12 protein-coding genes are annotated in these 15,033 nt (G+C 42.2%); 7 read left to right on the forward strand and 5 right to left on the reverse strand.

The genetic code is table 11. The annotated features are described in order from the left end of the window. Positions 1-456: 456 nt before the first annotated feature. From tig to AN213_RS18055, 7 genes are all read left to right on the forward strand, one after another. On the forward strand, positions 457-1,761 hold the full coding sequence (gene tig, locus AN213_RS18025) for a trigger factor (RefSeq protein WP_054553149.1): 1,305 nt from the start codon (positions 457-459) through the stop codon (positions 1,759-1,761). 273 nt (positions 1,762-2,034) lie between these two features. Continuing rightward, on the forward strand, positions 2,035-2,652 hold the full coding sequence (clpP, locus tag AN213_RS18030) for an ATP-dependent Clp endopeptidase proteolytic subunit ClpP (protein WP_054562075.1): 618 nt from the start codon (positions 2,035-2,037) through the stop codon (positions 2,650-2,652). Positions 2,653-2,787: 135 nt separating this feature from the next. Next, a complete protein-coding gene (clpX, locus tag AN213_RS18035; RefSeq protein WP_054562074.1) occupies positions 2,788-4,071 on the forward strand; it encodes an ATP-dependent protease ATP-binding subunit ClpX in 1,284 nt (427 codons plus the stop codon). A gap of 143 nt (positions 4,072-4,214) precedes the next feature. Next, a complete protein-coding gene (gene lon / locus AN213_RS18040; protein WP_055199285.1) occupies positions 4,215-6,575 on the forward strand; it encodes an endopeptidase La in 2,361 nt (786 codons plus the stop codon). A gap of 197 nt (positions 6,576-6,772) precedes the next feature. Further along, the gene (locus AN213_RS18045; protein WP_175580427.1) at positions 6,773-7,063 is read left to right on the forward strand and encodes an HU family DNA-binding protein; all 291 of its coding nucleotides are present in this window, start codon (positions 6,773-6,775) and stop codon (positions 7,061-7,063) included. 158 nt (positions 7,064-7,221) lie between these two features. After that, positions 7,222-9,123 (forward strand): peptidylprolyl isomerase, encoded by a 1,902-nt coding sequence (ppiD, locus tag AN213_RS18050; RefSeq protein WP_054562072.1) that lies wholly within the window; start codon positions 7,222-7,224, stop codon positions 9,121-9,123. A gap of 83 nt (positions 9,124-9,206) precedes the next feature. Continuing rightward, positions 9,207-9,605, forward strand: a complete 399-nt coding sequence (locus tag AN213_RS18055; RefSeq protein ID WP_054562071.1) for a GNAT family N-acetyltransferase — start codon at positions 9,207-9,209, stop codon at positions 9,603-9,605. A 140-nt stretch (positions 9,606-9,745) separates the two neighbouring features. Here AN213_RS18055 and AN213_RS18060 read toward each other — a convergent pair whose 3' ends face one another. Genes AN213_RS18060 through AN213_RS18080 form a run of 5 tightly spaced genes read right to left on the reverse strand, consistent with a single transcriptional unit; the run spans position 9,746 to position 15,023 of the window. Beyond that, positions 9,746-10,507: an ATP-binding cassette domain-containing protein gene (locus AN213_RS18060; protein WP_054562070.1), complete on the reverse strand. Its 762-nt coding sequence runs from the start codon at positions 10,505-10,507 to the stop codon at positions 9,746-9,748. After that, on the reverse strand, positions 10,507-11,499 hold the full coding sequence (locus tag AN213_RS18065) for an oligopeptide/dipeptide ABC transporter ATP-binding protein (protein WP_054562069.1): 993 nt from the start codon (positions 11,497-11,499) through the stop codon (positions 10,507-10,509). Before AN213_RS18065 ends, AN213_RS18060 begins: the two co-directional genes overlap by 1 nt. A 2-nt stretch (positions 11,500-11,501) precedes the next feature. Beyond that, positions 11,502-12,395, reverse strand: coding sequence for an ABC transporter permease subunit (locus AN213_RS18070; protein WP_054562068.1), 894 nt, complete (start codon positions 12,393-12,395; stop codon positions 11,502-11,504). Beyond that, positions 12,382-13,416, reverse strand: coding sequence for an ABC transporter permease subunit (locus AN213_RS18075; protein WP_054562067.1), 1,035 nt, complete (start codon positions 13,414-13,416; stop codon positions 12,382-12,384). Before AN213_RS18075 ends, AN213_RS18070 begins: the two co-directional genes overlap by 14 nt. Beyond that, on the reverse strand, positions 13,416-15,023 hold the full coding sequence (locus AN213_RS18080) for an ABC transporter substrate-binding protein (protein ID WP_054562066.1): 1,608 nt from the start codon (positions 15,021-15,023) through the stop codon (positions 13,416-13,418). Before AN213_RS18080 ends, AN213_RS18075 begins: the two co-directional genes overlap by 1 nt. Between the last annotated feature and the right edge of the window lie 10 nt (positions 15,024-15,033).

The raw sequence follows: 15,033 nt of genomic DNA on the forward strand, positions 1-15,033 counted from the left end.
GTTTGGGTCCAAGGGGTCGCAGGTTCAAATCCTGCATCGCCGACCACTTTTAAAGATTTATGGTCAAAGAACAATTGGTTTGGGTATATCCAATTCAGTCGCAGGTTCAAATCCTGCATCGTCGACCACTTCTCAATTTCTAAATACATCCTTTAATTCAGCTTAATTCTCCTTTGTCATTTTGTTGCGTTCGTTTTTTACGCATTTAAACGCTGATTGCTGCTATATACGCCAAATAATTGCCCCCCAGACTCGACTATCATAAATATTAGGTTATAATGCCGCGTCTATTGTTTAACATAGTGCCCATAGGGGCAAAGCAGCAATGGTATCTCATGGTTACAATGCGCCGTTTTAAGTTGAAATATTCAGCGTTAAAACTTGCTATCACTCATGGAGATCACCTTGTTTGTAAGGAAGGCGAACAGTCGCCAAAATTGAAGATTGAGGTAAATCATGCAAGTTTCTGTTGAGACGACTCAAGGCCTTGAGCGCCGTCTGACCATCACCGTTCCTGCAGAGAACGTTGAGACTGAAGTAAAAAAACGCTTACAACAACTGTCTAAAACCCAGCGTATCGATGGTTTCCGTCCTGGTAAAGTACCAGCGTCTATCATCAACAAGCGTTACGGTGCTGCAGTACGTCAAGAAGTTGCTGGCGAATTAATGCAACGCAACTACATCGAAGCAATCGTTTCTGAAAAAATTAACCCAGCTGGTTCTCCTACTTTCGCTCCTAAAGCGTTAGAAGCTGGTAAAGATTTAGAGTTCGATGCAACTTTCGAAGTTTACCCAGAAGTTGAAATTCAAGGTTTAGATAAAATTGCTGTTGAAAAACCAGCTGTATCTGTAACTGACGAAGACCTAGCTAACATGCTAGAAACTCTACGTAAGCAACACGCTTCTTGGGCTGAAGTTGACGCAGCTGCAGGCGAGAACGACCGTGTAACTATCGACTTCGTTGGTTCTATCGAAGGCGAAGAGTTTGAAGGCGGTAAAGCTGAAGACTTCCCACTAGAACTTGGTCAAGGTCGTATGATCCCAGGTTTCGAAGACAACATCGTTGGCAAAAAAGCGGGCGAAGAAGTTGTTGCTGAAGTAACTTTCCCTGAAGAGTACCACGCTGAAAACCTTAAAGGTAAAGCTGCTACTTTCGCAATCACTGTTAAGAAAGTTGAAACTCAAGAGCTTCCTGAGCTTAACGACGAGTTCGCAACTAAATTCGGTGTAGCTGAAGGCGGTGTTGACGCTCTTAAAGAAGAAGTTAAAAAGAACATGACACGTGAGCTTGACCAAGCAGTTAAAGCTAACGTTAAAGATCAAGCTATCAAAGGTCTTTTAGCTAACAACGAAATCGAAGTGCCAAAAGCGCTAGTAGATCAAGAAATTGATGCACTACGTCAGCAAGCTGCACAACGTTTCGGTGGCGACGCTAAAAACATGCCTGAGCTTCCAGCTGAATTATTCCACGAGCAAGCTGTAACTCGCGTTAAGACTGGCCTATTACTAGGTGAAGTAATTAAAGCGAACGAGCTTAAAGTTGACGACGCTAAAGTTGAAGAGTTAATCGCAACTGTAGCTTCTGCATACGAAGATCCAACTGAAGTAGTAGAGTACTACAAAGCAAACGATCAGCTTATGCAGCAAATGCGCAACGTAGCGATGGAAGAGCAAGCAGTTGAAGCTATCCTAGCTAAAGCAAACGTGACTGACGTTGAAAAAGCATTCGACGACATCATGAATCCACAGCAAGGTGCTTAATAAGTCATTGACTTAAGCTCTCGCTAGCGATTAAATGGCTCGTGTTACCCTGTATTTATACAGCGTACTCGGGCCATTTTAGTTTGTGGTATCAGTTTCAAAAAAACCAACAATACTGATGTTATTTCAGAACTTTTTTCGGCGAGGATTGAATTTGTTCTGATAAGTTCCTATATAGTTATAAAGATTGAATAGACAGCTTAACTTACATTAGTATAAATGTGCTTTCCTTATAGTAAGGATGAGTCGCAGCGGATAAGGAATTAAATAAGAATGAATAGCGGTATGATAGACCCTCTAAACGCACTAGTCCCTATGGTTGTTGAACAAACAGCTAAAGGTGAGCGCTCATATGATATTTACTCACGTCTTTTAAAAGAGCGCATTATTTTCTTAACTGGCCAAGTAGAAGATAACATGGCTAATTTGATTCTTGCGCAAATGCTGTTTTTAGAATCAGAAAACCCAGAAAAAGATATTTATCTTTACATTAATTCGCCAGGCGGTTCTGTGACTGCGGGTATGGCAATTTACGATACAATGAATTTTATCAAGCCTGATGTAAGCACTATTTGTGTTGGCCAAGCGGCAAGCATGGGTGCATTCTTGCTATCAGGTGGCGCTAAAGGTAAGCGTTTTTGTTTACCTAACTCACGTGTAATGATCCACCAACCATTAGGTGGCTTCCAAGGTCAGGCATCTGACTTTGAGATCCATGCCCGTGAAATTTTATCAATTAAAGATAAGTTAAACCGTTTAATGGCTGAACATACTGGCCAGCCACTCGATGTGGTTTCTCGTGATACAGACCGTGATAACTTTATGACTGCTAGCGAAGCAGTTGAATACGGCCTAGTTGACTCAGTATTTTCAAGCCGCGATTCGAAGTAATCTGAATAGCTAATAATAACGTATTGTTAGCTATCACCCTTTACTATGCGAAAACTGATATTCTTTGATATAGTTAAACATAGTGAATTAGCAGTAGCCCAGTGCTACTGCCAACGTAATAAATGAGGTAGCTGAATGTCTGACACTCCTACAGACGGCGACAAAAGTAATAAATTGTTATACTGCTCTTTCTGCGGCAAAAGCCAGCACGAAGTTCGCAAACTAATTGCTGGCCCTTCAGTATATATTTGTGATGAATGTGTAGAGCTGTGTAACGATATTATCAGGGAAGAAATCAAAGACATTGCGCCGAAGCATAATGCGTCTGATAAACTGCCTGTGCCGAAAGAAATTCGTGATCACTTAGATGATTACGTGATTGGCCAAGACCACGCTAAAAAAGTGCTGTCGGTTGCGGTATACAATCACTATAAACGTTTACGCAATCAAACAATCAATGCAGATATTGAGCTTGGAAAGAGTAATATTCTACTAATCGGTCCTACAGGTAGTGGTAAAACATTACTTGCTGAAACCATGGCTCGTTTACTTGACGTACCATTCACGATGGCCGATGCAACGACACTAACTGAAGCAGGTTATGTAGGTGAAGACGTTGAAAACATCATTCAAAAGCTACTGCAAAAATGTGATTACGACGTAGAGAAAGCACAACGTGGTATTGTTTACATTGATGAAATCGACAAGATTTCTCGTAAGTCTGACAATCCATCGATCACCCGTGACGTATCGGGCGAAGGTGTACAACAAGCCTTACTTAAGCTAATTGAAGGTACGGTTGCATCTGTGCCACCACAAGGCGGCCGTAAACATCCACAGCAAGAGTTCTTACAAGTTGATACTTCTAAGATCCTATTTATCTGTGGCGGTGCGTTTGCTGGCCTAGATAAAGTGATTGAACAACGCAGCCATAAAAATACCGGTATTGGTTTTGGTGCTGAAGTTAAGCAATCATCAGGTAGCCGTAGCTTAAGTGAAACATTTAAAGATGTTGAACCTGAAGATTTAGTGAAATACGGTTTAATTCCTGAGTTTATTGGTCGTCTTCCGGTTGTTGCGACACTCACAGAGCTAGATGAAGCGGCGCTTATTCAAATTCTGAGCGAACCAAAAAATGCATTAACTAAACAGTTCTCTGCATTGTTTGCGATGGAAGATGTTGAGCTTGAGTTCCGCGAAGATGCACTTAGCGCAATTGCTCATAAAGCAATGGAGCGTAAAACAGGTGCTCGTGGCTTACGTTCAATCGTTGAAGGCGTATTACTTGATACTATGTATGAATTACCTTCGATGGATGATGTTAGCAAAGTGGTTATTGATGAAACCGTTATTAAAGGTGAATCAGACCCAATTTTGATTTACCAAAGCGGTAACCAAGACAAAGCTGCATCAGAATAAAGCTGTAATAGTTTAAAAGTTAAGCAGTTGAACACGAAAAAGGAGCCAAAGGCTCCTTTTTTTATAAATATGTTGAACTTTCCCTTACATATCCCCATATACTTGAGTAATCTTTAAAATAAATGAAGTGCGAAGAGAATATAATGACGCTTGAGAGAACAGATCGAGTCGAAATCCCCGTGTTGGCACTGCGCGATGTAGTGGTTTATCCACACATGGTGATCCCGCTATTTGTTGGTCGTGAAAAATCAATAAAATGCCTAGAAGCGGCGATGGACAAGGACAAACAAATTTTCCTAGTGGCGCAAAAAGACGCCTCTGTTGATGATCCGCAGCAAGATGATATCTACCGTGTTGGCACCATTGCCACAGTACTTCAGTTATTAAAGTTACCTGATGGCACAGTTAAAGTGCTTGTTGAAGGCACACAACGTGCGAGCGTTGAAACGTTTTTAGATAACGATGATTTCTTTGTGGCAGAAGCACAGTACATCGAATCAAGCCATATCGACGAGCAAGAACAAGATATCTTTATTCGCAGCGCAATTAGCCAATTTGAAGGCTACGTAAAGCTTAATAAGAAGATCCCACCTGAGGTACTTACTTCTGTGTCTGGCATCGATGAAGCTGCACGCCTTGCTGATACCATGGCAGCACACATGCCGCTTAAGGTACCTGAAAAGCAAAAAGTACTTGAGATTGCCGATGTGACTGAGCGTCTTGAATACTTAATGGCACTGATGGAAGGCGAGATTGACTTACTGCAAGTTGAGAAAAAAATCCGTACCCGCGTGAAAAAGCAGATGGAAAAGTCGCAGCGTGAGTATTACCTCAACGAGCAAATGAAAGCGATTCAAAAAGAGCTTGGCGAACTTGATGATGTACCCGATGAATTCGAAGCAATTAAAAAACGCATCGAAGAGTCTGGTATGCCTAAAGAAGCGCAAGAGAAAGCAAACGCTGAGTTATCTAAATTAAAAATGATGTCGCCGATGTCGGCGGAAGCAACTGTCGTGCGCTCGTACATTGATACGTTAATCAATGTACCTTGGAAAAAACGCTCTAAGGTGAAAAAAGACTTAGCTGGCGCACAAAAGATTTTAGATAGTGACCATTACGGCTTAGATAAAGTTAAAGAGCGTATTATTGAGTATCTAGCGGTGCAGCAGCGCACTAATAAGCTTAAAGGCCCAATTTTATGTTTAGTCGGTCCTCCTGGTGTAGGTAAAACCTCATTGGGTCAGTCAATCGCTCGTTCTACAGGTCGTAAATATGTGCGTATGGCATTAGGTGGAGTTCGTGACGAAGCGGAAATCCGTGGTCACCGTCGTACTTACATTGGTTCTATGCCTGGTAAGTTAATCCAGAATATGACTAAAGTTGGTGTAAAGAACCCATTATTCTTATTAGATGAAATCGATAAGATGTCATCAGATATGCGTGGCGACCCAGCATCAGCATTACTTGAAGTACTTGATCCTGAGCAAAATAGCCATTTTGCCGATCACTACTTAGAAGTTGATTACGACTTATCTGATGTGATGTTCGTGGCAACATCAAATAGCTTTAATATTCCAGGTCCATTATTAGACCGTATGGAAGTGATTCGTTTATCGGGTTACACCGAAGATGAGAAGCTAAACATTGCTAAACAACACTTGATTCCAAAGCAAGTTAAGCGCAATGGTTTAAAAGAGCATGAAGTTGAAATTGCTGACAGCGCAATTATTGGCATTATCCGCTACTACACACGTGAAGCGGGCGTTCGTAACTTAGAGCGTGAAGTGTCAAAACTATGCCGTAAAGCAGTTAAAAACATCCTGCTTGATAAAGACACTAAAAAGGTCCTTATCGACGATAACAACCTTGAAGAGTTCTTAGGTGTACAACGCTTTGATTATGGTAAAGCAGAAGACGGTGACCGTATTGGCCAAGTAACGGGTCTTGCGTGGACTGAAGTAGGTGGTGATTTACTAACTATTGAATCTGCAGCTGTACCAGGTAAAGGCAAGCTAACTTACACAGGTTCGCTTGGTGATGTAATGCAAGAGTCAATTCAGGCTGCGATGACGGTCGTTCGTAATCGTGCTGAAAAACTTCGCATTAATAGCGACTTCTATGAGAAACGTGACATTCATGTTCACGTGCCAGAAGGTGCAACACCAAAAGATGGCCCAAGTGCTGGTATTGCCATGGTAACTGGTTTGGTATCGAGCTTAACGGGTAACCCAGTGCGCTCAGATGTTGCAATGACAGGTGAAATCACATTACGTGGTGAAGTATTACCTATTGGTGGCTTAAAAGAGAAGCTATTGGCAGCGCATCGTGGTGGAATTAAAACCGTTATTATTCCAAAAATTAACGAACGTGACTTAAAAGAGATCCCAGACAACGTATTAGAGGGCCTTGAAATTCACCCAGTTACATGGATTGATGACGTTTTAAAACTGGCTTTGAAGCACCCAGTTGAGAGTTTTTCTGTCGAAACTGAAAAAAACCAGTAAAAAACCGCAAAAAAGTGCATTTAGGGGCTTTTCAAATACAAAGGGTATGATAAGTTAAGCACTAGTTTTCAAGCCTAGGCCTTATGTGGCCTAGGGTTGAGAAAAATATAATAAACTGAGTATAAACTTAATTTGCTCATAAATTTTCAAAACAGTGATGTTATTTTTTATAAAAACAATCGCTCTTGATAATAACAATGAAAGAGGATGATATTGTGAATAAATCTCAATTAATCGATCAAATCGCAGCTGACGCTGACATTTCTAAAGCGGCTGCAGGTCGTGCACTAGATTCATTCATCGAGGCTGTTTCAGGCGCTCTTAAAGATGGCGATTCAGTAGCGCTAGTTGGCTTTGGTACTTTCTCTGTACGTGAGCGTGCAGCGCGTTCAGGTCGTAACCCGCAAACTGGTGAGACTATCCAGATTGCTGCAGCAAACATTCCTTCTTTCAAAGCAGGTAAAGCGCTGAAAGACGCAGTAAACTAATCATTAAAGATTAGTTGGTGAGAGATACCTAATCACACTTAAATTGAATTTAGGTAACTTATCACCAGTTACTTCAAGTGAAAAAGCGTATCTGGTAAGATACGCTTTTTTTACATGAGCAGGGTTAATTTGTACCTGATCAGAATAGAGATAGATAAATGCTTGAGAAAATCAGAGAAGGTTCGCAGGGACCTGCAGCCAAAATTATTTTAGGCGCGGTGATTTTATCTTTTGCTTTAGCTGGGATCGGTGGTTATTTAGGACAAACCACAGAGCAACCCGTTGCAGAAGTAAATGGAGTTAAAATTAGCCAAACCGAATTCAGCCGTGCATACCAAAACGAACGTAACCGTTTAGAACAACAATTTGGTGAATACTTCGCACAAATCGCTGCTGATCCAAATTACATGGCACAAATTCGCCAAGGCGTAATCGACCGTTTAGTACAACAAGAATTGCAAACTCAACTAGCGGCAGAATTAGGTCTTCGTGTAAGTGACGAAAGTGTTCGTAAAGCAATTTTAGAAATGCCTTACTTCCAAGTAGGCGGCCAGTTTAGCAACGACCGCTACTTACAAGTTATTCGTCAAATGAATTTCCAACCAGATGCTTTCCGTGAATATTTACGTGAAGACATGACACGCAGCCAATTAGTAGGTGCTGTTGCTGGTACAGATTTCATCTTAGAAAATGAATTAAACAACAGCGTTGCTCTACAACAGCAAACGCGCAGTATTGATTACTTAGTTGTTGCTAAAGAATCATTACAAGCAGGTATCGAAGTAACAGAGCAAGAAATTGCTGATTACTATGAGTTGAATCAACCGCAATTCTTAGCACCAGAGCAAGTGTCTGTAAGTTACATTGACTTAAATGCAGCTACCTTAACGCTTGATTCAAGTGTTTCAGAAGAAGATATCAAAGCTTACTATGATCAAAACAGTGCACAATATATTGAGCCTGAAAAACGTCGTGTATCGCACATCTTAATTGATAACAGCGAAGACGATGATGCAGCAAAAGCGAAAGCTGAAGAGCTACTAGCGCAGTTACAAAACGGTGCTGACTTTGCTGAGCTAGCTGAGTCATCTTCTGATGACGTAGTGAGTGCAGAAATGGGCGGCGACCTAGACTGGATTGAACGTGACATGATGGACCCTGCGTTTGAAGATGCAACGTATGCACTAGAAAGCAAAGGCGACATTTCTGACGTTGTAGAATCAGAGTTTGGTTATCACATCATCAAACTTACTGATATTCAAACACAGCAAGTTAAACCATATGCTGACGTAAAAGATGAGCTTCGCGCTGAACTTGAGCGTACTAAGAAAATTAATGCGTTCTATGAAAAGCAAACTCAAATGGGTGAGCTTGCGTTCGAAATTTCAGATACTTTAATTGATGCAGCAGAAGCAGCTGGCGTTGAAGTACAGAAAACAGAACTTGTTACTCGCAATGCATTACCTGAGCCGTTAAACAACCCACAAGTTGTTACTGCTATTTTCTCACCTGAAGTGTTAGAAGACCGCATGAACTCAGAAGTAATTGAAGTAGGCGATGAGCATGCTGTTGTTGTTCGTGTAAACGATCACAAAGCTGCTACAACGAAAGCACTAGCAGATGTTTCTGAGCAAATTAAGGCGACCTTAGTTTCACAAAAAGCATCGGAGCTTGCTAAAGAAAAAGCACGCACTCTATACGCTGAGATTGAAGCTGGTAAGAGCCTAAACGAAGTTGCACAAGCGGAAGGCCTAACAGTACGCCAAGAAGCTGCACTTGCTCGTCAAGCTTACACAGTGTCACCAGCGATTGTTCAACAAGCTTTCAAAATGGCTCACCCACAAGGAGCACCAGAGGTTGAAGTTGTTGACCTAAACAATGGCGATGCGGCAATTGTTGCGTTAAAAGCAGTTAATCCAGCGACTGAAGTTGAGATTAATGAGCAACAAAAGCAAAACATCACTATGGCTCAAGTGAATAAAAACTACATGGTATTTATTGCAGCACTAAAAGCACAAGCTGAAGTGCAAGTACCGCAAGCGACTCAAGCTGCTGAATAATTAGCAAACTGAGTTAAATAAAAGGCGCCTACTGGCGCCTTTTTTGTTACCGTTAAAGGTAATGCAAATTACTAGGAGCATTTATGGAGTACAGTCTGATCGAGCAGCTACCAAGCGCAGAAGAGTACTGTGATATGCGCCTCAAAGCTGGCTTATCAGCACGTTCATTAGCGGCTGCAAAGGCGGGGTTACCAAACTCTCTTTATGCTATTTGTATTCGTAAAAACGATGAGTTGATTGGCATGGGCCGCGTTATTGGTGATGGCGGTTGTAATTTTGAAGTGGTTGATATTGCAGTATCACCTGAATATCAAGGACAAGGGTTAGGGCGTGTCATTATGGAACATGTTGACCGCTACATTGAATCTGCCGCCTTTGAAGGTAGTTATGTCACTATGGTCGCTGACAAACCAGGCTTTTACGAAAAGCTTGGCTACAAGTTTGTCGCACCACAAAGCCAGGGGATGTATAAAAAGTTTTGATAAGAGTAAAGTTGCAAGGGGAAAGAGTAAAGTTTCGAGGGGAAGAGTAAAGTTAATTGAGGTATCAGCTTACTCGCGTAGGAGGCGTTTTAACGCCGAATCAAACTGAAAGCTGAAAGCTGATAGCTGACAGCTCACTATCAGCAGTTCAACAACTTCTGCGTCACGTTTGATTGCGGGTTTTGGAAAATCGCTTCAGTTTGGCCGTATTCAACAATCTCACCGTGATCAAGTACCACAAGTTGGTCGCTAATATGACGCACCAAACTTAGGTGATGAGTAATAAGCACATAGCTAAGGCCAGTATCTTTTTGTAGACGCAGTAATAAGTTTACCGTTTGTGCGCGTACAGACGGGTCTAGAGACGATAACGCCTCATCGAGCACTACAACCTTAGGGTCTAAAATTAAAGCCCGTGCAAGCGCTATACGTTGCAATTGTCCACTACTAAACATATGCGGGTAATAGTGCTGATGATCTAAAAGCAAACCCACTTTTGCGAGGGTTTGTTTTATTTTATCTTCACGCTCTTCTTTGTTTAAGTCAGTGTTGTACTGTAAACAGTCGTTAAGCATGTCGCCAATGGTTAAACCCGGGTTCAACGACGCCTCAGAGTCTTGGAAGATCATACGAATGTGGCGACAGTCGTTATCACGCAAGCCATCATTTTCGATGATATTACCATCGAGCAAAATTTGCCCTTTATCAGCGTTATCGGCTCCTGAGAGTAATTTAGCTAAGGTACTTTTGCCTGAGCCGGTTTCGCCGATAATTGCAATGGTTTCACCTTGCCCTAAGCAAAACGAAATATCTCTTAAAACAGAGAATCGTTTGCGTGAAAACAAGCCTGCACGCAGGTTAAAACTCTTTGATAACGCTTGAACTTTGAGCAGTGGTTGCATTATTTCATCGCCTTAATTAATGGGAAATGGCAGGCATAACTATGACTATGATGCTTGGTCAATTTTGGGGTAACCACACATTCTTTTTGTGCTTGTGGGCAACGTGGACCCAAGCGGCAGCCTATTGGCAAATGCTGCAAGGTCGGAATGGTGCCTTTTAAAGCATAAAACGGCTCTTTGTGAGCCAGACCTTGCTCGTAGTCAGGCAAGCTTTTTAACAGTGCTTGAGTATAAGGGTGATATGGCTGACTAAAAATACGATTAGTTGGGCCAGCTTCAACCATTTGTCCGCAGTAAAGAACATGCATGCCATGAGACCACTCAACAATTTCTTCAAGTTCGTGAGAAATCATCAAAATCGACATGTTCTTTAGCTGGTTCAAGCTTTTTAACAGTCTAAATACTTGCGCACGCGTGGTGCTTTCAAGGGCGGTAGTTGGCTCATCGGCAATCAATAGTTTTGGGGTACGCGCAATGGCCATGGCAATCATCACTTTTTGACAAATCCCTTCAGAGAGCTCATGAGGGTAGCTGTCGAGCACCTTTTTATGATCTTTAATACCGACCTTGTGGATTAACGCTTTTACTCTGTCTTTACGCTGTTTATTTCGCTTTAAGAAAAAGCCACTGGTTGCTTGCGCAGGCAGGGTCTCGGCAATTTGGTCGAATATCTTGGCAGTTGGATCTAGGCAGCGACTCGGATCTTGGTAGATCATAGCAATGTCTTGACCTACTAGTTTACGGCGTTGCTCGTTAGATAAGCGCATTAAATCAACACCACGCCAATGCATGCGATCAGCGGTGATATGCCAGCGTTTATTTAAAACCCCAACAATGGCTTTTGCAATTAAGCTTTTACCTGAGCCAGACTCGCCAACTAAAGCATGCACTTCACCTTCTTTTAAGGTCATGCTGACTCTATCAACCGCACGAATAACGGTATCTGAGGTGCGTAACTCTATCGTGAGATTGCGAATATCGAGTAATTGCATAATTAGTCGGCCTTACGTTCTTTAAGCACTTGGCGTAAACCGTCACCTACTAAATTGGTAGACAGTACTGCTAAAAATAATAATACGCCCGGTAAGCCAACAGTCCAAGGGGCAAGGTAAATTAAACCAAGGTTTTCAGCCAAAATAGCACCCCATTCTGTGGTTGGGGGCTGTGCGCCCAATTTTAAAAAGCCAAGTGCCGAGATATCCAAAATAGCGGTAGAAAGCGCCATGGTAAAAATAACCACAATATGCTCGTAAATATTCGGGAAGATACCACGGGCGAGAATATGCCAGTTTGACGCACCATCCAGTTTAAATGCCGTGATGTAGTCTTTGTTAAGCTCTTCAACAATTAAGTTACGTACCGAGTGAATAAACTGAGGCAGTAAAGCTAAAATAATCGCCCATACTGTATTCATTAAGCCCGGGCCAAGAATCGCAATAATAATGATGGCTAGTAACAGCGATGGAATAGATAACGTAATATCAAGCAAGTGATTCAAAAAGCTTGAGCGAATACCCCGGCTGATCCCAGCAAAAGTACCTACTAACACCCCAATTACTGTGGTGATCAAAGCCGCGACAACCGACAAACCAAAGGTGTAGGTTGCACCATTCATTAAGCGCGATAATACATCTCGGCCTAAATCGTCGGTGCCTAATAAAAAGCGTACGTCACCTGCATCATGCCACGATGGCGGTAACAGCAGTGCATCGCTGTGTTGTTGGTTCACGCCATAAGGTGCAAGGAGTGGTGCAGACACGGCCAGTAACACTAAAGCAATAAACAACCATAAACCCACAAGGGCAGGGTGATTGGTTTTAAATTTTTTCCAAAATCGCGCTAACGGCGATTTATTCGACTCTTCAGAGAATAAATTAAACTTTGCCATGAGCTTGGTTCCGCGATAATGGGTCGAATAATGTATAAGTGAGCTCAGCAATAATGGTAGCTAAAATAACGAACATAGAAACAGCGAGTAAGCCACCTTGAATCGCAGGATAGTCGCGCTGATAAATACTATCGATAAGCCAACGACCAATGCCCGGCCATGAGAAAATAACTTCGGTGATCATCGCAAGGGTGATCAAGGTACTAAACTGTAAACCTATTTGTTTTATAACCGGTAGCAGCGCATTACGCAGAGCGTGGTGAAGGATCAGCTGTGCACGGTTTAAGCCTTTAGCGCGTGCTGTTTTAATGTAACTTTGATCGAGTACTTTCAGCATAGAGTCGCGGGTAAAGCGAACCAATACTGTGGTCGGATACATGGCAAGTACAATAGTAGGCAAGGTTAGGTGGTGTATTGCATCTAAAAATGCCATGCCATCATACGGAAAGTCACCTAATATGATATCGATTAAAATAAAGCCGGTAATTGGTTCAATTTCGTAAAGTAGACCCATACGGCCCGACATCGGAAACCAACCTAGTTGTAGTGAAAACACCATGATCAACAATAGCGCTAACCAAAAAACAGGCATCGAGTAGCCAATAAGCGTGCCTGAGTTTATAAATTTGTCTGGCCATCGTTTGTAGTAAGCAGAAGCTAAAATACCACCCGGTACGCCCACAGCAACCGAGACAAACAATGCGTAAAGGCTAAGCTCTAGCGTTGCAGGAAATAAATCTTGAATATGCTGAAAAACACTTTCGCCAGATGCAAAAGAGACACCCCAATCGCCGTGTAAAATACGGTCTAAAAAGGCAAAGTATTGCACCACATAGTTTTCGGTAAAGTGGAACTTTTCTTCAAGTGCACTGGTTTGTGAGAAGGTGCTATTGGTAATACCGCTTAAGTTAGTTAGCGCATCACCCGGGAACAAAAAGCTCAATGAAAAGGTAAAGATACTCAGTGTCAGCATCATAAACATTAACAGTGCTAAGCGGCGCAGAATATAATCTAGGATCATTATTCTTTCCTCGCGTTAGCTAGTGAAATGCCACCAAACGGGCTTAAGCTGATGCCTTTAACATCACTACTTGCGGCTTGAAAACGCATACCATGGGCTATCGGTAAAATAGGCAGCTCTTGCACTATGATCCGCTGTGCCTGATTGTAGTATTGTTTACGCTTTTCAAGATCTGTTGTATCTAAGGCTTGTGTAAGTAATAAATCAAACTCAGGGTGACACCAATTTGCTGGGTTTTTACCACTGAAAGTCGCAGTACAACTTAATAATGGGCTCATAAAGTTATCAGGGTCTGGCGTATCTGCTGCCCAACCAAGTAACACGCTATCGTGTCTATGTTCACCAATTCGTTGTAAAAAGGTATTCCATTCGTACTCGACGATATTAACGTTCACACCAATTTTGCGTAAATCACTTTGCATCAGCTCAGCCATTTTACGGGCATTGGGGTTATAAATACGGCTTACTGGCATAGCCCAAATATTCATATCAAAGCCATTTTTGTAGCCAGCTTCTGCGAGTAATGTTTTGGCAAGTGCAGGGTTAAATTCAGGCATGGCTTTTTGCGCTTCAAATGCCCAAGAAGCAGGAGGCAGTAATGACTGCGCTTTAATGCCGTTACCGTAATATACCGCTTGCATGATTTTATCGACATCAATGGCGCTTGCGAGTGCTTGGCGTACACGTACATCATCAAAAGGCGGGCGCTCAGTGTTAAAGGCCCAATAACCAATATTTAAGTTTTGCTCTTTTTGAACTTTAATATCTTCGCGTTGCGATAAAATACTCAACTGTGCGCTGCTTGGGTGCGCAGTAACATCACACTCTTTGGTGAGCATTTTCGCAACGCGTGTGGTGCCGTTTGGCGTAATGTCATACACCAGTTGCTCAAGTACTACAGGGTGTTTCCAGTAATCAGGGTTACGGTAATAGCGAATTAAACGGTCGCGACGATATTCTTTATATACATAAGGGCCAGTACCCACAGGGTATTGGTCAAATAAGTTTTCTTGGTTTCGCGCTTTAAGCTGCATGGCGTATTCTTCGGATAACACCACGGCAAAGTCGGTTGCAAGGTTTGCTAAAAAGCTGCTTTCAGCATTATAAAGCTCAAACCGTACTTGGTAATCAGAAACACGCACAATGCGACGAATAAGCTGATCAATACCCACACTTTGAAAATAAGGGTAGCTGGCATCACCAACAAAGTGATAAGGGTTATAAACGTCGAATAAGCGGCTGAAAGTAAAAATTACATCATCAGCGTTAAAATCACGGCTTGGGGTAAAGTATTTTGTGGTATGAAATTTAACCCCTTTACGCAGGGTAAAGGTAATTGCTTTGCCGTCTGGGCTAATTTTCCAATCAGTTGCCAGCTCTGCTTTAAACTCGGCAGACACCGGATCAATACTTAACAGGCGATCATAAAGCTGATTGGCGATAATATCGATAGTCGAACCCGTCGTTGTCACTTGCGGATTAAACGACACAGGGTTTGCTTCAGCGCAATAGACTAAGCCCTGGTTTTTTTGTTCTGTGGTTTTTTCTTCGTTATCTAGGCAGCCTACTAAGCACACCAAAGACAAAGCAAGTAACGGTTTAAACACCTGATTAGCC

This window comes from Pseudoalteromonas sp. P1-8, assembly GCF_001399985.1.
Lineage (GTDB): Bacteria > Pseudomonadota > Gammaproteobacteria > Enterobacterales > Alteromonadaceae > Pseudoalteromonas.

Excerpts from the sequence above, each read along its gene's own strand:
- AN213_RS18075 (WP_054562067.1), bottom strand. The coding sequence starts at position 13,416 with ATGATCCTAGATTATATTCTGCGCCGCTTAGCACTGTTAATGTTTATG.
- clpX (WP_054562074.1), top strand. The coding sequence starts at position 2,788 with ATGTCTGACACTCCTACAGACGGCGACAAAAGTAATAAATTGTTATAC.
- AN213_RS18070 (WP_054562068.1), bottom strand. The coding sequence starts at position 12,395 with ATGGCAAAGTTTAATTTATTCTCTGAAGAGTCGAATAAATCGCCGTTA.
- clpP (WP_054562075.1), top strand. The coding sequence starts at position 2,035 with ATGAATAGCGGTATGATAGACCCTCTAAACGCACTAGTCCCTATGGTT.
- ppiD (WP_054562072.1), top strand. The coding sequence starts at position 7,222 with ATGCTTGAGAAAATCAGAGAAGGTTCGCAGGGACCTGCAGCCAAAATT.
- AN213_RS18060 (WP_054562070.1), bottom strand. The coding sequence starts at position 10,507 with ATGCAACCACTGCTCAAAGTTCAAGCGTTATCAAAGAGTTTTAACCTG.
- lon (WP_055199285.1), top strand. The coding sequence starts at position 4,215 with ATGACGCTTGAGAGAACAGATCGAGTCGAAATCCCCGTGTTGGCACTG.
- AN213_RS18055 (WP_054562071.1), top strand. The coding sequence starts at position 9,207 with ATGGAGTACAGTCTGATCGAGCAGCTACCAAGCGCAGAAGAGTACTGT.
- AN213_RS18045 (WP_175580427.1), top strand. The coding sequence starts at position 6,773 with ATGAAAGAGGATGATATTGTGAATAAATCTCAATTAATCGATCAAATC.
- AN213_RS18065 (WP_054562069.1), bottom strand. The coding sequence starts at position 11,499 with ATGCAATTACTCGATATTCGCAATCTCACGATAGAGTTACGCACCTCA.
- tig (WP_054553149.1), top strand. The coding sequence starts at position 457 with ATGCAAGTTTCTGTTGAGACGACTCAAGGCCTTGAGCGCCGTCTGACC.